The following is an 18,272-nucleotide window of genomic DNA, read 5'->3' as shown; positions in this document are numbered from 1 at the left end:
TAAGGATTGATTTATTCTGTCACTTCGACGATAAAATAGTTTTTCTTTCCTTTTTGAACCAATAGGTATTTTCCTTGTAGCAGTTTGGAATCGAAAGCTCCGTTTGGATCAGTTTGCTTTTCCTTATTGATACTTAGGCCACCTCCTTGAATCAATTTCCTTGCTTCGCCTTTGGATGAAAAGATGACGCCTTGGGTCATTTCACCAAAAAGATCCAAAACGGTTGAAATTTCTTCGAATTGGGATTTCGAGATTTTTACCTGAGGTACTCCTTCAAACACTTGCAAAAAGGTTCTTTCATCCAACGTAGCCAAATCTTCGGTTGAAGACTTTCCAAAGAGAATCTGAGAAGCTTTTTGAGCCATCAAATAGTCCTCTTCACTATGTACCATGATAGTTACCTGCTTAGCGATTTCATGCTGTAAAATCCGCAAGTGAGGTGCTTCTTGATGCGACTTCTCCAAGTTTTCTATTGTCTCCCGGTCCAAGGTGGTGAAGATTCGGATGTATTTTGATGCATCTTCATCCGATACATTCAGCCAGAATTGATAGAATGCATAAGGCGACGTTTTCTCAGGATCCAGCCAAACTGAACCACTTTCGGTTTTTCCGAATTTGCTTCCATCTGCTTTGGTAATCAATGGAACGGTTAGGGCATAAGCTGAACCGCCTCCCATTCGACGGATTAACTCAGTTCCAGTGACAATATTTCCCCACTGATCGGATCCCCCTAATTGAACGGTGCAGTTTTTATTTTTCCAAAGATGGTAAAAGTCATATCCTTGGATCAATTGATAAGAAAACTCAGTAAAAGATAAGCCGCTTCCCTCTTCCAGACGGCGTTTGACGCTATCCTTAGCCATCATGTAGTTCACAGTGATATGCTTACCCACATCCCTGATAAAATCCAAAAAGGAGAACTCAGACATCCAATCGTAATTATTGACTAGTTCAGCTTTGTTTGGAGAAGCTGAAGAGAAGTCCAAGAATTTAGAAAGCTGATTCTGGATGCAGGAAACATTATGGTCTAGGGTGGCTTTGTCCAGAAGATTTCGCTCTGCAGACTTGAAAGAGGGATCTCCAATCATTCCGGTCGCTCCACCTACCAATGCGAAAGGCTTATGACCAGCACGCTGAAAATGCAAAAGCGTCATGACGCCAACCAAATGGCCAATGTGCAATGAGTCTGCTGTTGGGTCAAAACCCAAGTATGCAGCTGCCATCCCTTTATTTAGGTGTTCATCAATTTCAGGAGTCATGTCCTGGAGCATTCCTCTCCAGCGTAGTTCTTCTATAAATGAATTCATTTTTGCCTTTTGGTATTTAGCCTGCAAATATAGGACGCTTGGCTTAGGGATGGAAAGAAAATAGAAGGCATTCCTGGCTTAAAATTGAATTCTTGGTTCTAAAATAAGTTTGTTAGCTATGGAGTCTCTTTTTTCTTACTTTCGGTGCGACATCTTATTGATTATAAAAATGAAAAAAATCAGTCTTTTAGGAGTTCTTTCGGTAATGCTATGCCAAATGGTTTTGGGTCAAGCAAATCCACAATGGATACGATATCCTGCTATTTCACCAGATGGTAGTCAGATAGTCTTTTCCTATAAAGGAGATTTATTTACTGTCCCAAGTAAAGGCGGAGAGGCTAAACAATTGACTTTTCATGAAGCTCATGATTACAAGGCCATTTGGAGTAATGACGGTCAAAAGATTGCCTTTGCTTCAGATCGCTATGGGAATTTTGATATTTTCATAATGGATGCTACGGGTGGGCCTGCAGAGCGATTAACTTTTCATTCCAACGATGAAACCCCTTATGATTTCTCTGCGGATGGTACTCATGTGATTTTTGGTGCGCAACGAATGGATATTGCCGCTCATAGACAATATCCTACAGGTTCCCAACCGGAATTGTACCAAGTCCCTGTAACAGGTGGTCGCGTCGATCAGATATGGACTATTCCTGCAGAGTATGTTCAAAGTAGCAAGGATGGCTCTAAAATGATTTATCATGATAAAAAAGGAGGGGAAAACGAATGGAGAAAACATCATGAATCGGGAATTGCTCGGGATATTTGGATGTATGATGCTAGTTCTAATACACACCAAATGCTTTCCACTTTTTATGGCGAAGACCGAAATCCTGTTTTCTCTTCAGATGAATCTGAAATTTATTACCTAAGCGAGCAGAATGGAAGTTTCAATGTTTTTGCGATGCCTTTGGAAAATCCTTCTCAAGTCAGGGCTTTAACGCAATTTGAGAATTTTCCAATCAGATTTTTGACTGCTTCTGAGAATGGCTTAATGAGCTTCAGCTATGATGGCGAATTATACACGCTAAGAGATGGTGAAGTACCTCAAAAAGTTTCCGTGAAGCTTTTGACTCAAGCGATTTCCAATCCGGATAATTTTATTTCTATCAATGGGGGAGTAAGTGAAATGAGTATTTCTCCCGATGGAAAAGAGATTGCCTTTATTGCTAGAGGAGAGGTGTTCGTTACTTCTGTGGATGGAAGTTTGACAAAAAGAATTACTGAAACACCAGAGCAGGAGCGGTTTGTTGAATTTTCTCCAGATGGAAAATATATTCTTTATTCCAGTGAGCGGGATGGTAGATGGCAAATTTTAAAAGCTGAAAAGGTACGAGCTGAAGAACCCTTCTTTTTTGCATCTACCTTGATCAAAGAGAGCCCTATGTTGGAATTGGATGTAGACGCATATTTACCTAAGCTTTCACCTGACGGAAAAAAATTAGCTTATGTAGAAAATAGAAGGTCCATCGTCGTTTTGGATTTGGAAAGTAAGGGAAAAGTGACCCTTCTTTCTCCAGATGAATTGTTGCATATGCGAGATGGAGATCAGTACTTCACATGGAGCCCTGATAGTAAATGGTTATTGGCGACCTACAATCCAACAATGGTAAATGGTGAGGTGGTTCTTTTGGATGCAAGTGGAAAGGAGCCTTTTCGAAACTTGACAGAGAGCGGTTATGATGATGGACGTGCGATTTGGGTAAATAAAGGAAAGCAAATGCTGTGGTTTACCAATAGGGATGGCTTGCGTAGTTATGCTACTTCCGGTCGAAGTGAACGAGACGTTTATTCGCTATTCTTTGATAAAGCTTCTTGGGATTTGTTTAATCTGAATGAGGATGATTATAAACTCTGGAAAGAACTACAGAAAACCAAGGAAAGCGAAAAAGATGCTGATAAAGACAAGTCAGAATCAAAAGATGATAAGGTCGAAGCAATAAAATTTGATTGGAAAGGAATTGAAGACCGAAAAGCCCGTTTGACTATTCATAGCAGCATGCTAGGTGATGCTGTTTTGAGTAAGGATGGGGAAAAGCTTTTTTACCTTTCTCGATTTGAAAAAGGCTATGATCTTTGGTCAACAAACTTAAGAACCAAAGAGACCAAAAAAGAGATTTCTTTGGACACGAATTTTGGAAGCTTGATGTGGGATAAAGATCAGAAAAGTCTTTTCCTTTTGAGTAATGGCTCCATTTCCAAGATTAATCCTGAATCTATGAAACGAGAGTCAATTAAGATTAAAGATGAAATGACCTATGATAGAGAAGCAGAATGGGCTCATCTTTTTGATCATGTTTGGCAGCGAACAAAAGGAATCTTCTACACTCCTGAAATGCATGGGGTGGATTGGGAAAAAGCGCGTGTCGACTATGAGAAATACCTTCCACATATTGGGAACAATTATGAATTCGCGGAAATGCTTTCCGAAATGCTTGGTGAGTTAAATGTTTCCCATTCAGGAGCACGCTTTTCCAGAAGTATTCCAATGCCGGATCAAACCGCTTCTTTGGGGATTTTCTGGGATTATGGGCATGAAGGAAATGGTATTAAAATTACCGAAGTAATTTCCGGAGGGCCATTAGATAAAGCTGATTTGAATATTCAGCCAGGAATGATTATCCAAAAAATCGATGGTGAAGCTATATCAGAAGCCGTTGACTTTGCGAAACTTCTTAATAGGAAAGAAGATAAATTCACCTTATTGGAAGTGAGCGATGCTCAAGGACAAAATGTGCAGCAAATAACTATTAAGCCAATTTCTCTGCGTGAAGAGGGAAGCTTGCTCTACAAGCGATGGGTGAAGAAGAATCAGGAGGAAGTAACTAGGCTTAGTAATGGGAAATTGGGATATGTGCATATTCCTGGCATGAGTGATGGTCCTTATCGAAATGTGTATGAGGAAATGATGGGTAAATACCATGATACAGATGGAGTTATCGTGGATACACGTTTTAATGGTGGGGGAGACTTGGTTGCCGACTTGGCTATGTTCTTTACTGGTGAGCGATTTTTGACTTATGCAACCACTGCCAAGGAATTTGGCTATGAACCAACTGCAAGATGGACTAAGCCAACTTTGGCAATGTTCAATGAAGCAAATTATTCAGATGGTCATTGCTTTGCTTGTGGATACACCGATTTGAATATTGGTAAAACTGTTGGTATGCCTACTCCGGGAACATGTTCTTTTGCTGGCTGGGAAGGCTTGCCAAATGGAGTTCGTTGGGGTGCTGTTCCGGTTTCTGCTAAAAATAAAGCAGGAGAATGGCTGGAGAATAATGAGACAAGACCTCAATTTGAGGTGAAAAATATGCCAGGTAAAATTGACCAAGGAATTGATCAGCAATTGGAAAAGGCCGTGGAAGAACTACTGAAGGACGTTGGAAATTAATTCCATCGGTATTTAATAAAAAGGCTGGTAGATTATTCTACCAGCCTTTTTTAATGCTTAACCCAAAATTACGTTTTACTAATTATTGATAGTTTTTGTTGTTAAGTGTTTCGTCTTCCTTGAAGAACTTTGTCAACTTAGCGAATGAACTATCAAAGTATCCTTCAAGCATTTTTTTGATGATGAAGGTTCGATACTCGTCCTTTGATACAATTGGAAAATACTCATGGCTTTTTCCATAAGACTTATGGCTTACGAAGCCCTTTCTTTCCAGAATACGAACGATTGTTGATACAGTGTTATATGCTGGTTTGGGTTCCGGCATAGGGACTAGGATATCTTTAACAAATCCCCTTTCGATATCCCAGAGGATTTGCATGATTTCCTCTTCTGCTCTAGTTAATGGTTTCATAGGTGTTTGTGTTAAGTTTTTAATTGTCAGAAAATTATGGCTTTAGTTTCTTAATTCCAAAAAAAATAATCGAATTAGTAATACTATTTAGTTAAAGAATTTTCTAATTCGTTAAAAATCAATGAAATAAAAAAAGGAGCGCTGGGCTCCTTTCTTTTTTATGCTGTCCTCAATCGGATAATTCCCGATGCATGCAGGAGTTTTACAATAGGATAGGTAGGATCAAATTCATACCATTTCACAGCGAAATTTGGACGATTTGGTAGCTTGTGGTGATTATTTTGGAAAAGTTCTCCAAGCATCAACACGTCCAATAGAAGACTGTTTTTGGATTTGTCGTTGTTATCAAAATTTGCATAACCATACTTATGACCACTCCAATTCACGATAGCTCCATGAACAGGTCCCATTAGGAAATGAATTGGAAGCAAGAAATACATCCACCAGTGCGTACCTGGAAGTTCAAATACTGAAATACAAAGTACATAGATTAATACATAGAGAAGCCCCCATGCTACTCGCACTCCCATGTTATCGGCAAACTTGTCGAAGGATTTCCAGTCTGGGATGTCTTTTGAAAAACGCTCTTCTGGCTTTAATCTGAATGAGAAATAATCGTTGTAAATATTTTTTGTCTTCCACATCATAGTGAACAAGTTCTCTGTATGATGTGGAGAATGAGGATCTTTAGGCGTATCACTGTATGCATGGTGCATTCTATGAAGAATTGCATAAGCCCTTGGTGAAAGGTATGAGCTACCTTGCCATATCCAGGTGAAAAGATAGAAAAACCGCTCCCAATATTTATTCATGACAAACATTTGGTGGGCGGCATAACGGTGTAGGAAGAAACTCTGGCAGAATAAAGAGAAGTACCAGTGTAATAGGAAGAAAATAATAATAATCACTCGTATTTAAATTAAATTGGTTTTTGACAAATATAGACGATCATCTTGTAAAATGCAGAGAAGGAATTTGAGCAGTGGTGAATATTTGTTGGAATTGAATAAATTAGAAGTGAAAACTGACAAAAATCATGAGCTCTGAAAGTAAAACACCCTCTTTTTTGGTGAAAATTATCCTAGGCGGAATCGCCGTATTGATTGCCCAATTTTTGTTACCTGGTATTCACATTGATTCTTGGATCACTGGCTTTTTGTTGGCCGCTGTTTTAATCCTGATCAACATCACCATCAAACCTTTGATGATCATCCTAACCTTTCCATTAACGATCGTCACATTGGGTTTATTTCTATTAGTAATCAATGCACTTACTGTCATGATTGCTGATTACTTTATTCCAGGATTTGTGGTTGACAATTTTTGGTGGGCTCTTTTGTTTGCAGTAGTATTGAGTATTATCAATTCACTATTCGGGAATAGCCTAAGTGCGGACAACTGATACTGTCCGATCATTTTTTCTGACATAGTATTTCGAATTTCCTTTTTTATCAAAGCAGTTAATTCCTGGAGACTTAGCTATGCCCACAATTAGGAAGTATTTTTCTAGAGGTTCTATTGGGTTGGTATCGTAATCTAAATATTGAATTGTCCGAAAACTAAGCTTAGCTGGAGGATGGCAATACTTTTCATTAGCTGTTCGGATCATGTACATCTCCTCTTCAGGATCTATCCCAATCAGCTTTCCATGATCTGAAATTCCTACCAATAATTGTCCTCCTTCGGTATTAGCCATGGCTGCGATGGTTTTCGCAATTTTTTCACGTGAAGTGATCTTTAATTTTCTGTCTAGGCGGGTATCTTCTTTGGATTTTAGAAGAGATTGAAAGGTTTCAGGGTCGAAGTTTTCAAATTTATCTTTATTCATCAGTGATTTGCTATCAATTTTCTTTGTTATTAGTTAGAGAAAGTTAACTTTCTAGTCAAATACAAAACGCTCAATAATGAATTCGTTGGAAAACCCAGGATTTGATCCAAAAGAAATCGACAAGCTTAGGAGTTCTCTAGAAGCTTCAGGTAAGCCTTACTACTTGGTTCCGGAAGCAGAGAATTCTGATGAATATGTCAATTTCTATTTTATTGGCATGTACGAAGGTAAGGAAGTCATCTATGATGCAGCGCTTTATACACTAAGACTTCATCATGCAAGTGAGGTATATGAATTAGCAGAACATGAGGCTGCTAAGAAATTCCCGGATTTTAACGGGATCCGCTATGAAGAAGACGAAAATGGAAATTTAATTCCATTGACGAGTGAAGAAGAAGAGATCGGCTGGTTTATTACCGAAATGATCATGGAGATCGAAGAGGAGGAATCTGTTAAAGTCCAAGAGTTTGTCGATATCGATACCCATCATGATTATGGGATAGGTGTAGATGTCGCTTTGAATGTGGATCATATTGACGATTCGGTCATTCAGAAATTTATCTTGGAATTTAATGATGATACACTTCAATTGGATGAAACCATGTATTCCTTTCAATCTGAGGAAGAGGATGTTTAAAAAATTGATTGGAACAATTCAGTCTAACGCTTGTTAAAAATCAAGCGTTTTTTTTATGCTTAAAATTGCTTGGTCACCCGAATATGCTCATCCTTTGCCTCCAGGACATCGCTTCCCAATGGAGAAGTATGAATTGCTTCCGGAGCAGCTAGTCTATGAAGGAACTGTCACGTCTTCGAATTTTTTCAAGCCAAATGCATTGGAGGAAAAGGAAATCATCAAAGTTCATGATCCGGTTTATTGGCAAAAATTAAAGAACCTAACCCTAAGTAGATCAGAAGAGCGTGCTACCGGTTTTCCTTTAAGTGAAGCTTTGGTCCAAAGAGAAATCCTAATAATGGGTGGTTCTGTTCAAGCTGCACAATTTGCTTTATTAAATGGGATAGCCATGAATATTGCCGGTGGGACCCATCATGCATTTGCTGATCGTGGAGAGGGGTTTTGTTTATTGAATGATATAGCCTTGGCAGCAGATTTCTTAGTATCCTCCGGTTCAGTTCAAAAAGTACTGGTTGTCGATCTGGATGTGCATCAAGGAAATGGGACAGCATCCATTTTTCAAGAAAGGTCCGAGGTTTTTACTTTTAGTATGCATGGACAAAAGAACTATCCCCATCGAAAAGAAAAGTCTGATCTGGACATTGAATTACCAGATGGAATAGGGGATGAAGCTTATTTGAAATTATTGGAAAATCATCTTCCTAGATTGATCGAAAAGTTGGAGCCTGAATTTATTATTTATCAGTCCGGGGTGGATGTCTTGAAGACCGACAAATTAGGTCGATTGGGAATGAGTTTGGCTGGGGTTCAAAAACGTGACCATTTGGTACTTTCTTTAGCTCGAAAAAATAAGATCCCAATCATGTGCTGCATGGGAGGAGGCTATAGTCCTCAGATTCGACATATTATCGAAGCTCATGCTCAGGTTTACCGATTAGCACAGGAGTTATTTTTCTGATTAGGATTATTTAAGAGTAGGCAAGGGCTTCAGACTCTTGGAAAATCAATTCTTTCTTTATATTTGCGCCCTTGTCAACTATAAAGAATTAATCGTGAAAAAAGTATTACCCATCTTTGTATCCTTTGGAATTTTATTGGTAGCGATTGCATGTCAGCCTAAAGCAACTGAGACTACCGAAACAGCATCACAACCTGAAGCAAACGCTTCATTTTCAGATTTGAAAGTAGCCTATGTTTATACAGATAGTGTAATCAGTAAGTATGAGTACTTCAAAGCGAAATCAGAGGAGTTGACTGAAAAAGGAAAGAAATTCGAAGGAGACCTTCAGAGTAGAGCCCGTGGATTTGAGCAAGAGGTTGCTAATTTCCAGCAAACTGGTGGAAATATGACACCAAATCAGCAGCGAGCAAAACAAGAAGAGCTTTTGAAAAAAGAACAAAATTTGATGACGTATCGGGACAATTTGATGCAGGAATTAGCAACTGATGAGTCTTCCCTTTACAGCGAGGTTTATGACAAAGTTCAGGCTTATTTGAAAAAATATGCTGAAGAGCAAGGCTTGGATCTTATTCTAAGTTATACCCGAGGTGGAGCAGTTTGGTACGGTAAAGGAGCTTTGGATTTAACTGAAGAGGTTGTTACTGGACTAAATGAAGAATACGCTTCTTCAACGACGACTGAACAATAATCTGAATCAACAAATCATAAACCCGGCTAGTCCGGGTTTTTTTATGCCTTATTTTAGGTATTTTTGTGCCTCAATTTTAAAAAACACATATCATGAAGATCACGGAATTTTTGAAACATCATTACCGCCACTTCAATGCAGCAGCTTTGATTGATGCGGCTGATGCGTATAAAAAACATTTGGATGAAGGCGGAAAGATGATGATCACTTTAGCTGGTGCGATGTCCACCGCTGAATTGGGAATTTCTTTGGCAGAAATGATTCGCCAAGATAAAGTTCAAATCATTACCTGTACCGGTGCTAACTTGGAAGAAGATGTGTTCAATTTGGTTGCTCATGACTACTATGAGCGGATTCCAAATTACCGTGATTTATCTCCTGAGCAAGAGCAGGATTTGTTGGATCGGCATATGAATCGGGTAACAGATACCTGTATTCCAGAAATGGAAGCTATGCGAAGAATTGAAGATGTGATTTTGGAAGAATGGGTTAAGGCCGATCAAGCAGGAGAGGCTTACTTTCCTCATGAATTTTTCTACAAAATCCTTCTTTCAGGAAAGTTGGATGATTCCTTCCAAATCGACCCTAAAAACTCCTGGCTTTTAGAAGCAGCCAAAAAGAATCTTCCAATCATCGTTCCAGGATGGGAAGACTCTACGCTTGGCAATATGTTTGCAGGACATGTGATATCAGGGGATGTAAAGAATGTCCATACTGTTCGTTCTGGAATTGAATACATGATGTTTCTGGCTGAATGGTACACCAAAAATGCTACCGAAGACAGCAAAGTCGGTTTCTTCCAAATCGGAGGTGGTATTGCAGGAGATTTTCCAATTTGTGTGGTACCTATGCTACATCAGGATTTGCAGCGGGATAATGTGCCTCTTTGGGGTTATTTCTGCCAAATCTCAGATTCCACTACATCGTATGGATCTTACTCTGGCGCGGTTCCTAATGAGAAAATTACTTGGGGTAAACTTGGTTTGGACACTCCAAAATTCATTATCGAATCGGATGCCACCATTGTAGCACCCCTGGTGTTTGCTATTGTATTAGATCAGTAAAATGAAAAAACTTAATTCGTACATTATTCAGGCAGGCAGAGTTTCTCTGCTTGCTTTTTTTATTTCAACCATTGTAAAAGCCCAAGAGATTCAAAATTTATCTGGAGCAAATAGTCCTCAGGATGACCAAAATCCTGTTTGGATTGGTGATGGGGTGCTTTTGTTTACAAGGGCTAACCATTTTCAAAATTTAGGTGGAATCACTGATCCAGGAGATATCTGGATGACCAAAAAAGATGCGGATGGAAATTGGTCAGAAGCTACTCATAGACCTGATTTAAGTACTTCGGGTTATGATATTGCTTTGGGATTAGAGGACCTTTTGACTTTGTTGGTTTACCATCAAGGGTCTGAGCGAAATGGAATATTTCAATATTCGAAATTTGGAAGTGATTGGAATTTCCTTCGTCCGATTTCAATGGAAGGGCTTTCTGATCTTGAAGGAAAAATATCTGGAAGGGTTGCTAAAGGCGGTAAGTTGATTTTTTTATCCGGTAAAAGGGAGGATAGCAGAGGCAATGAGGATATTTATGTAAGTGAAAAAATTGCTCCTGTTCAATGGTCAATACCAAAACACCTTGGCAATGTGATTAATACTCCTGGACAGGAAATCAGCCCCTTTTTTGACCCTGATTCAAACCTCCTTTATTTTTCATCCAATATGCAAGTAGGAGCGGAAGGAAAAGATATTTTCATTGCCAAAAAGCTTTCTGATGATTTTGATCAGTGGAGTGCTCCAGAAAAGTGGGTTCAACTGAATAGTGCAGGGTCTGAAAGTTCGGTTACTTTCATTTCAGACCAGGAAGTTGTTTGGACCACTACCCAAAACAGTGATGGATTTGCAGATTTAGTAACGTTTAAAGAGCCTGTTGATTTGGAAATTCCTGCTGAATTTGAAGCTCCTTCTACGGTTGCAATTGCCCAAACTGAACAAAATGAGTCTACGACAAAAGTATCGGAGCTTAAACCAATTTTTCCTTCAAATGCTGTAGGAATTCCTGAAGTGCGATTAGAAGAAAAGGAGGTAGCAATTGAAGAAGAACCTTTGCGATGGCTGGTGATAGATCAAAAAAACAGGACGCGTGTTGAAGATTTTACGGTTTATTTTGGAGAGGGCGTATCTAGTCAAACTTTAGATTCTAGAACAATCAAGCTATCGGATATCCAATCAAATGCTAATTTCCTGAGATTTGAAGCTCCTCAATTCTTTCCTGTCACAGTTTCAATTTCTTCCCTGAGAACAAATGAACCCAATGTGATTTTGATGACAAGAGCTGAAGCTGGAAATAGTCTTCTCCTGGATCAAGTTGGTTTTAAGCGGGGTACTTCTGAATTAGAAGGGAGCGCTACGATGGAGTTCCTTGATCAAATTGCCAAATTTTTAAATGAGAATCCGGAGGTAATCATTCGGATTAGCGGCCATACTGATAATGCTGGAGATCCTGGATTAAATAAGGCTCTTTCATTGGATAGAGCTACATCCGTTAGGGATTATTTGTTCGAAAAAGGTGTGGCTTTTGAACGTCTTCGTATTTCAGGTTGGGGAGGTACAAGACCAATCGCCTCTAATGCCACAGAAGCTGGAAGAAGTAAAAATAGACGAGTAGAGATTACTGTAGAAAACTAAAAAAAGCCCGATTTAATCGGGCTTTTTGCTTAAAGGCTAAATCCTTCTCGATAAGTCCTTTTTACAAATTGATTAGCCGGTTCGAAGTTGGTGATTTTCATATTCGGCCCATCCCAAACCAGTTTTATTCCTCTTCCAGGATAGTCAAATTGGTTTGCATTTCCACCAGGTCTTGGTACTCGATAATCATAGCTTCTGATAGCTAGATTTCCCATCAAGACAGATTCTGTCAAAGGACCTGCCACACTAAATGGAGAGCTCAGACGCTTATACTCTTCAGAACCATGACCTGCTATACAAGCTTCCACCCAATTATTATAATGACCTCTATCTCCACCCGGAACTCGATATTCTGTCTCTGGGACTTGAATGTATTGGGTTTTGGATGTTGGTAGAAGTTTTGGGTCAATTCCATAGGTTGAACACATCATTTTACCAGCGGTTCCTTCGATAATTACCCCATTCCCACCATCTCCCATTACTTCATTTGGTTCAAGTTCCTCAGGTCTAGTAGGTTGTATTCCTCCATCCATCCAATGGAATTCTAGCTCCCTACCACCTGGCATATCAAACCTCAAGGTAATATGTGAGGATGGAGGACAACTATCCGGGAAGTATCCTCTTTGAAATTCCCCAACATATACAGAACCGACTGAGCATTCTGCGGATTTCGGATAACCAAGACCCAAAACTCGGAAAGGAGGCTCCATGATATGACAGGCCATATCACCCAATGCTCCTGTTCCATAATCCCACCATCCTCTCCAATTGAATGGAACAAGGTTGCCGACATAATCTCGATAGGGTGCAGTACCAAGCCAAAGGTCCCAATCTAAATCTGCTGGTGGCGTTTGTGCCTCTGTAGGCCAGGGAATACCTTGTGGCCAAACAGGTCGGTTGGTCCAGGAATAAACTTTAGTAGCCTCACCGATAAGTCCGGCATTATACCATTCCACCATTTTTCGGACTCCATCACCAGATGAACCTTGATTTCCCATTTGGGTAACGACCTTGTATTTTTCAGCAGCTTCAGTGAGCATTCTAGCTTCATATATGTCATGGGAGAGGGGTTTTTGAACATAGACATGCTTTCCCATTTTCATCGCCATCATAGCTTGCACTGCATGCATATGGTCAGGCGTGGACACAGTGACTGCATCTATATTATTCTGTTCCTTCTCTAGCATGACTCGGAAATCCTTATAATAGGCCGCTTTTGGATGCTCGTCTCGGCTTCTTTTTGCTCTTGTGTCGTCCACATCACAAAGAGCTACAATATCTGCTTTCCCACTTCGAAAGACTCCACTTACATCATTGTATCCCATTCCTCCGACACCAATTCCTGCTACTCGAAGCTTATCGCTGGGCGCTACATAGCCCGGTCCGCCTAAAACATGACGAGGAACAATGTAGAATCCAGTCATTGCCAAAGCGGTTCCTTTGATAAAGCTCCTTCTTGAATTTTCCGGCTTGTTTGAATTTCCTTTCATATCAGAATTATCTCAGTTTTTGAAGTATTCTAAACTATTAAAATTGATAAGATAAATCTTTTGATTTTAGGATTAAATACCAAATGAAATGATGGACGGAGCCTAATTTCTCTGATTTTATTCATGTCATTTTATTAGACTGCATTTTTAAAGAAATATTTAAATGGGGGCAACATTTGAAAAAAAATAGAGTAAGTTTATGTCCCCTTATTTATTTGTCTATGAAAAAGTTTAATGTAATTATCGCCCTAATCTTTTCCTCTTTCATCTACAGTTGTCAGCCATCGGGTCCAGCTTTAGAAGATCGAGGAATTATTCCTATTCCCAGCCAAGTCTCTTCTTCAAATGGTACTTTTGAATTAATGAGTTCTTCTGCTATCCAATTGGTAGGAGATCAAGCAAGTCTTTCACCTATTGCCACCTATTTTGCCGATCAGGTAAGCCAATCAACAGGATTTGATATTCAAGTCGCTGAAACTGGAAATCTTGTTTTTGAATTGACAGGAAATAATCCTTCCGATGAATCCTACCAACTTGAAATTGAAAAGGAACAAGTCAAAATCACGGCAAATTCTCCAGCTGGGATTTTCTATGGAGTTCAAACTCTCTTGCAGGTATTTCCAGCAGAGATTCTTTCCAATGAAAGGAAGTCCGTGGCTTGGTTAGCGCCAACAGGTTCTATTACTGATTCACCTGAATATGGCTATCGTGGAGCTATGTTGGATGTAGCTAGACATTTTATAGGTATGGAAGATGTCAAGCATTTTATTGATCAAATGGCTCATTTGAAGCTAAATCATTTCCATTTGCATTTGACCGACGATCAGGGATGGAGAATTGAAATAAAATCTTGGCCAAGATTGACTGAAATCGGTGGTAGCACTGAAGTGGGAGGTGGAGAAAGTGGATTCTTTACACAGGAGGATTACCAGGAAATAGTTAGATATGCTGCAGAGCGTTTCATTACTATCGTACCAGAGATCGACATGCCGGGGCATACTAATGCAGCTTTGGCCTCTTATGGAGAGTTAAATCCTGGAATCAATTTGCCAGATGGAGATTTAAGTACAGTAAATAAGCCTGTTCATGGTTCGGAAATAGATTTTTCATCCAAGATGATCATTCGGGAGCCAGCTGAATTGTACACTGGAACTGAAGTAGGGTTTAGCACCTTTGACACTGATTTAGATTTGACCTACCAGTTCATAGATGATGTGGTTCGTGAATTGTCCGAAATTACTCCTGGTCCTTATATCCATATTGGCGGTGATGAGTCTCATGTGACAAGAAAAGACGATTATGTGGTGTTTGTGGAGAAGGTGCAGGAAATCGTTCAGAAATATGGAAAAACCAGTATTGGCTGGGATGAGATTGCTACAGCAAAGTTACTTTCAGGAAATATAGCCCAATTCTGGGCTGATGAAGAGAATGCAGGTTTGGCTGTAGGTCAGGGAAATAAAATCTTGATGTCACCCGCTAAAAAAGCCTATTTGGATATGCAATATGATTCTACAAGTAGAATCGGCCTCCATTGGGCAGCTTATATCGAGTTGGATTCTGCTTATCTATGGGATCCGGCAAGTTACGCTTCTGGAATTTCTAAGAGTGATATTTTTGGAGTTGAAGCGCCGCTTTGGACTGAGACTGTTGAGAACAGAGCTGATATTGAATATCTTGTTTTCCCTAGACTTGCTGCATTAGCTGAAGTTGCTTGGTCACCCGCCAGTACCAGAGATTGGGTTAGTTTCCAAGCTCGAATCAAGGAGTTAGGAAAAAGCTGGGAAAATCAAGGGATAGACTTTTACCGGACCTCGAAGGTAAATTGGTAAAAAAAACCTTAATGAGACCCGGATTTTAAGTCCGGGTTTTTCATTTCCAATCTGTTTAAAATTGGTTTTTGAATAAATTGGGGCTATTATGGCAGCTTATTTTAGAACTTAAACCACAAGAAATACCAGATTATTTATGGGTGATATTATCGTAACTTTTGCGAATTGGATTTGGGGCACACCAATGCTTGTTTTGTTGATGGGAGGGGGATTGATTTTACTTTTTCATTCGGGTTTTGTCCCTTTTCGAAAAATTGGCCATGCAATAAGTCTTCTTCGTGGAAAATATGATGATGACTTGGCACCAGGTCAAATCACTTCTTTCCAGGCACTTTCAGCAGCTATTGCCGCTACCGTTGGTCTGGGGAATATTAGTGGTGTTGCTATTGCTATCAATATGGGCGGGCCGGGAGCAATTTTTTGGATGTGGATGTCTGCTTTCGTTGGCATGGCCACCAAATATTACAGCTGTAGCTTAGCAATTATGTATCGAGGAACAGATTCGGCTGGAGTTGTTCAAGGTGGTCCTATGTATGTAATAGAGGAAGGAATGGGAAAACGATTTAAGTTTTTATCCATCATTTTCTCAGTTGCCGGTGTTTTAGGTCTTTTAGCGATTTTTCAGGCAAATCAATTATCGGCCGTATTTAGAGCAGTAATGCTAGAACCTGTGGGTATTGAATCTACAGAATCTGTAAGATGGATCATTGGTGTTTCGATGATGGTCTTGGTAGCATTTGTGATTTTAGGTGGGATTAAGCGGATTGCAGCGGTAGCTTCCAAATTAGTGCCATTTATGGTTGCCTTGTACTTCATTACTGTTTTGATAATTGTGGGTAAAAATTTCACAGTAGTTCCCGAAATGCTTTGGATGATTATCTCTGATGCATTTACTGGAAAAGCAGCAGCTGGAGGAGTTGTGGGTGCCGTGATTATTACGGGTGCTCGTAGAGCTGCATTTTCAAATGAAGCGGGAATTGGTACTGCCCCAATGGTTCATGGAGCTTCTAAAAACCGAGAACCTATTCGTGAAGGTTTGATTGCGATGCTGGGTCCTTTTATCGATACTATTGTAGTTTGTACACTCACTGCTTTAGTAATCATGGTTACGGGTGTTTGGCAATCTACCGAAGCTGATGGTGTTCGCTTGACCTTGAATGCTTTTGAGTCTGCCTTACCAGGAATAGGAAAGTATCTGTTAATGGCCGCGGTATTGATTTTCGCTCTGTCTACCATGTTTACCTATTCTTACTATGGCCATAAGTGCTTCAATTACCTATTTGGAGCTAAAAGAGCGGATTTTTATAATTACTTCTACCTGATCACCATTGTTGCTGGAGCTGTTGCTTCCTTGGAAGTGGTAGTTAGTTTGGTGGATGGTATGTATGCTGTCATGGCTATACCTACCATGATTTCCACTATTTATTTAGCTCCAAGAGTTAAGGCTGCTTATAAAGATTATTTCTTTAGAATGGAGTCTAAACAGAGATGAAAGTACTAATTGCTCCCAATGCTTTCAAAGGAACTCTGAGTGCATCTGAAGCAGCTAGAATTCTTTCAGAATTTATTGAAAAAAAATATCCAGCTGCATCTATTACTTCTATTCCAATTGGAGATGGTGGTGATGGTACATGCGAACTCTTAACAGAATATTTAGATCTAGAAAAAGTCGGTGCTTGGTCTTTGGATGCTATTGGAAGACCAATTTATACTTATTATGGCCTGGATAAAGCCAAAAAGACCATCTATTTGGATGTTTCATCAGCCAGTGGAATAACTCATTTGGGAGTAAATGAATTGAATCCTAGGGTGGCTTCTACATTTGGAACAGGAATGCTTATTAAGGATTCCATAAAATATGGTGTAGAGAATGTTGTACTAGGATTGGGAGGAAGTGCTAGTGTTGATTTAGGAATAGGGGTTCTTCAAGCCGTTGGCTTTGAATTTTTGGATCAATTGGGTAGAGCTATTTTGCCTTTTTCCGATCATCTTTTGAGTAAGGTAGTCCATATCCAACGCTCCCCAAAAATTCCTGATTTGAGCTTTCAATTTTTGTGTGATGTGAATAATCCATTTTTCGGTGAGAATGGCGCTATTGCAGTCTTTGGACCTCAAAAGGGATTGGGCGAGGATATAGCTAAAGGGTTTGAAAAGGATGCTAAAAAGGCAGTTGATTTACTCTACTCAAAAGCTAGAATGGAGTTTAAGGACCTGCCTGGTTTTGGGGCTGCAGGAGGAATTGCCGTGGGGGTAAATGCCTTTTTTCCTATTCAGATAAATTTCGGTGCTTCCTTTTTCTTTGATCAGGTAAAAATGGAAAAAACCATAGCTGATACCGAATTGATTTTGACAGGAGAGGGAAGGTTTGATGGACAATCTTTAGGAGGGAAAGGGTGCTATGAACTACTTCAATTAGCTAATAAATATTCTAAGCCTATTGAAATTATCACTTCAGGGAATGAAGCAAATAATTATGCATTTCAGAAAGTTATCCAACTTCCTGATTTGGATTTCTCCAAACCCGATTTTAAAAACACAGCTAAAGATCAATTTAGAAAAACGATAGCGACAAAGCTTCGGATTTAAACTCGCCGGTAATCACCTTTCCAGTTTTTAATTTTCATTTTGATCTCCTTCCCATTCAAATTATTCTTGATGCTTTCATCGATCAAAACAAGCAACTCCTCATCAGATGCAAATCTAAGCGCAATGATTTGACTTCCTGACAGTCTTGATTCAAGTTCTTTAAATGGCTTTCCCGTTAATTCAGCATACCGTGCTCGCATCTCAGCATAGATTATGCGATTTTGATTTTTGAGGGCATAAATCCTAGCGAGAAAAGGTAGATTAATTACAATCAAAGCAAGGATTAGGGATTTAATACTTTCTGAAGTTGCTGATGCGGTAGCAAAATCCAGATCAATAATAGTCCAGATAAAATATGTTAGTGTAAGTGGAAAGAGAAAAAAATGGTGATATGGAAAATATCTTGCGTGGTTTTTAAAATTTTGATCCTTTTTCATAGGGCATAA

General features: G+C 39.5%; 16 protein-coding genes. 10 read left to right on the top strand and 6 right to left on the bottom strand.

From position 1 onward, the window contains the following. Nucleotides 1-11 precede the first annotated feature (11 nt). A complete protein-coding gene (gene tyrS / locus NY014_RS04075) occupies nucleotides 12-1,307 on the bottom strand; it encodes a tyrosine--tRNA ligase (protein ID WP_259413258.1) in 1,296 nt (431 codons plus the stop codon). A 169-nt stretch (nucleotides 1,308-1,476) separates the two neighbouring features. Here tyrS and NY014_RS04070 point away from each other — a divergent pair, with 169 nt between their 5' ends. Further along, nucleotides 1,477-4,704, top strand: coding sequence for a S41 family peptidase (locus NY014_RS04070; RefSeq protein WP_259413257.1), 3,228 nt, complete (start codon nucleotides 1,477-1,479; stop codon nucleotides 4,702-4,704). An 82-nt stretch (nucleotides 4,705-4,786) separates the two neighbouring features. On the opposite strand, the gene NY014_RS04065 is transcribed toward NY014_RS04070, so the two are convergent. Both NY014_RS04065 and NY014_RS04060 read right to left on the bottom strand, forming a co-directional pair. Next, entirely contained in the window at nucleotides 4,787-5,116 is a 330-nt protein-coding gene (locus NY014_RS04065; protein WP_259413256.1) for a BlaI/MecI/CopY family transcriptional regulator, read from the bottom strand. A gap of 158 nt (nucleotides 5,117-5,274) precedes the next feature. Then, nucleotides 5,275-6,024: an acyl-CoA desaturase gene (locus NY014_RS04060; RefSeq protein WP_259413255.1), complete on the bottom strand. Its 750-nt coding sequence runs from the start codon at nucleotides 6,022-6,024 to the stop codon at nucleotides 5,275-5,277. 128 nt (nucleotides 6,025-6,152) lie between these two features. Between NY014_RS04060 and NY014_RS04055 the strand changes: the two genes are divergently transcribed. Beyond that, on the top strand, nucleotides 6,153-6,518 hold the full coding sequence (locus NY014_RS04055) for a phage holin family protein (protein WP_259413254.1): 366 nt from the start codon (nucleotides 6,153-6,155) through the stop codon (nucleotides 6,516-6,518). Here NY014_RS04055 and NY014_RS04050 read toward each other — a convergent pair. Next, nucleotides 6,501-6,944 (bottom strand): AlbA family DNA-binding domain-containing protein, encoded by a 444-nt coding sequence (locus NY014_RS04050; protein WP_259413253.1) that lies wholly within the window; start codon nucleotides 6,942-6,944, stop codon nucleotides 6,501-6,503. The genes NY014_RS04055 and NY014_RS04050 overlap by 18 nt on opposite strands. 76 nt (nucleotides 6,945-7,020) lie before the next feature. On the opposite strand from NY014_RS04050, the gene NY014_RS04045 reads away from it, so the two are divergent. From NY014_RS04045 to NY014_RS04025, 5 genes are all read left to right on the top strand, one after another. Beyond that, entirely contained in the window at nucleotides 7,021-7,581 is a 561-nt protein-coding gene (locus tag NY014_RS04045; protein ID WP_259413252.1) for a hypothetical protein, read from the top strand. A 55-nt stretch (nucleotides 7,582-7,636) separates the two neighbouring features. After that, nucleotides 7,637-8,539, top strand: coding sequence for a histone deacetylase family protein (locus NY014_RS04040; RefSeq protein ID WP_259413251.1), 903 nt, complete (start codon nucleotides 7,637-7,639; stop codon nucleotides 8,537-8,539). A 94-nt stretch (nucleotides 8,540-8,633) separates the two neighbouring features. Further along, a complete protein-coding gene (locus NY014_RS04035; RefSeq protein WP_259413250.1) occupies nucleotides 8,634-9,230 on the top strand; it encodes an OmpH/Skp family outer membrane protein in 597 nt (198 codons plus the stop codon). 92 nt (nucleotides 9,231-9,322) lie between these two features. Next, a complete protein-coding gene (locus NY014_RS04030; RefSeq protein WP_259413249.1) occupies nucleotides 9,323-10,294 on the top strand; it encodes a deoxyhypusine synthase family protein in 972 nt (323 codons plus the stop codon). A 1-nt stretch (nucleotide 10,295) separates the two neighbouring features. Continuing rightward, nucleotides 10,296-11,921: an OmpA family protein gene (locus tag NY014_RS04025; protein ID WP_259413248.1), complete on the top strand. Its 1,626-nt coding sequence runs from the start codon at nucleotides 10,296-10,298 to the stop codon at nucleotides 11,919-11,921. Between the two features lie 29 nt (nucleotides 11,922-11,950). On the opposite strand, the gene NY014_RS04020 is transcribed toward NY014_RS04025, so the two are convergent. After that, a complete protein-coding gene (locus NY014_RS04020) occupies nucleotides 11,951-13,411 on the bottom strand; it encodes a Gfo/Idh/MocA family protein (protein ID WP_259413247.1) in 1,461 nt (486 codons plus the stop codon). A 221-nt stretch (nucleotides 13,412-13,632) separates the two neighbouring features. Between NY014_RS04020 and NY014_RS04015 the strand changes: the two genes are divergently transcribed. The 3 genes from NY014_RS04015 to NY014_RS04005 all read left to right on the top strand — a co-directional run bounded on the left by NY014_RS04015 (nucleotide 13,633) and on the right by NY014_RS04005 (nucleotide 17,826). Then, nucleotides 13,633-15,240, top strand: coding sequence for a beta-N-acetylhexosaminidase (locus NY014_RS04015; RefSeq protein ID WP_259413246.1), 1,608 nt, complete (start codon nucleotides 13,633-13,635; stop codon nucleotides 15,238-15,240). A gap of 136 nt (nucleotides 15,241-15,376) precedes the next feature. Continuing rightward, nucleotides 15,377-16,732 carry an alanine/glycine:cation symporter family protein gene (locus tag NY014_RS04010; RefSeq protein WP_259413245.1) on the top strand — a complete coding sequence of 452 codons (1,356 nt, stop codon included), beginning with the start codon at nucleotides 15,377-15,379 and terminating at the stop codon, nucleotides 16,730-16,732. Further along, a complete protein-coding gene (locus tag NY014_RS04005; protein ID WP_259413244.1) occupies nucleotides 16,729-17,826 on the top strand; it encodes a glycerate kinase in 1,098 nt (365 codons plus the stop codon). The genes NY014_RS04010 and NY014_RS04005 overlap by 4 nt, the downstream gene beginning before the upstream one ends. On the opposite strand, the gene NY014_RS04000 is transcribed toward NY014_RS04005, so the two are convergent. Beyond that, on the bottom strand, nucleotides 17,823-18,263 hold the full coding sequence (locus NY014_RS04000; RefSeq protein ID WP_259413243.1) for a DUF6526 family protein: 441 nt from the start codon (nucleotides 18,261-18,263) through the stop codon (nucleotides 17,823-17,825). The genes NY014_RS04005 and NY014_RS04000 overlap by 4 nt on opposite strands. Nucleotides 18,264-18,272: the final 9 nt, after the last annotated feature.

The organism is Algoriphagus limi, assembly GCF_024919275.1.
Lineage (GTDB): Bacteria > Bacteroidota > Bacteroidia > Cytophagales > Cyclobacteriaceae > Algoriphagus > Algoriphagus limi.
The sequence above is the reverse complement of the archived record's forward strand: the minus strand, read 5'-3'. Positions and strand labels throughout refer to the sequence as shown.

What these genes read in the sequence shown, in the direction of transcription:
- NY014_RS04050 (WP_259413253.1), bottom strand. Translation starts at nt 6,944, where the DNA reads ATGAATAAAGATAAATTTGAAAACTTCGACCCTGAAACCTTTCAATCT.
- NY014_RS04055 (WP_259413254.1), top strand. Translation starts at nt 6,153, where the DNA reads ATGAGCTCTGAAAGTAAAACACCCTCTTTTTTGGTGAAAATTATCCTA.
- NY014_RS04020 (WP_259413247.1), bottom strand. Translation starts at nt 13,411, where the DNA reads ATGAAAGGAAATTCAAACAAGCCGGAAAATTCAAGAAGGAGCTTTATC.
- tyrS (WP_259413258.1), bottom strand. Translation starts at nt 1,307, where the DNA reads ATGAATTCATTTATAGAAGAACTACGCTGGAGAGGAATGCTCCAGGAC.
- NY014_RS04040 (WP_259413251.1), top strand. Translation starts at nt 7,637, where the DNA reads ATGCTTAAAATTGCTTGGTCACCCGAATATGCTCATCCTTTGCCTCCA.
- NY014_RS04025 (WP_259413248.1), top strand. Translation starts at nt 10,296, where the DNA reads ATGAAAAAACTTAATTCGTACATTATTCAGGCAGGCAGAGTTTCTCTG.
- NY014_RS04045 (WP_259413252.1), top strand. Translation starts at nt 7,021, where the DNA reads ATGAATTCGTTGGAAAACCCAGGATTTGATCCAAAAGAAATCGACAAG.
- NY014_RS04065 (WP_259413256.1), bottom strand. Translation starts at nt 5,116, where the DNA reads ATGAAACCATTAACTAGAGCAGAAGAGGAAATCATGCAAATCCTCTGG.
- NY014_RS04015 (WP_259413246.1), top strand. Translation starts at nt 13,633, where the DNA reads ATGAAAAAGTTTAATGTAATTATCGCCCTAATCTTTTCCTCTTTCATC.
- NY014_RS04030 (WP_259413249.1), top strand. Translation starts at nt 9,323, where the DNA reads ATGAAGATCACGGAATTTTTGAAACATCATTACCGCCACTTCAATGCA.
- NY014_RS04070 (WP_259413257.1), top strand. Translation starts at nt 1,477, where the DNA reads ATGAAAAAAATCAGTCTTTTAGGAGTTCTTTCGGTAATGCTATGCCAA.
- NY014_RS04010 (WP_259413245.1), top strand. Translation starts at nt 15,377, where the DNA reads ATGGGTGATATTATCGTAACTTTTGCGAATTGGATTTGGGGCACACCA.
- NY014_RS04005 (WP_259413244.1), top strand. Translation starts at nt 16,729, where the DNA reads ATGAAAGTACTAATTGCTCCCAATGCTTTCAAAGGAACTCTGAGTGCA.
- NY014_RS04000 (WP_259413243.1), bottom strand. Translation starts at nt 18,263, where the DNA reads ATGAAAAAGGATCAAAATTTTAAAAACCACGCAAGATATTTTCCATAT.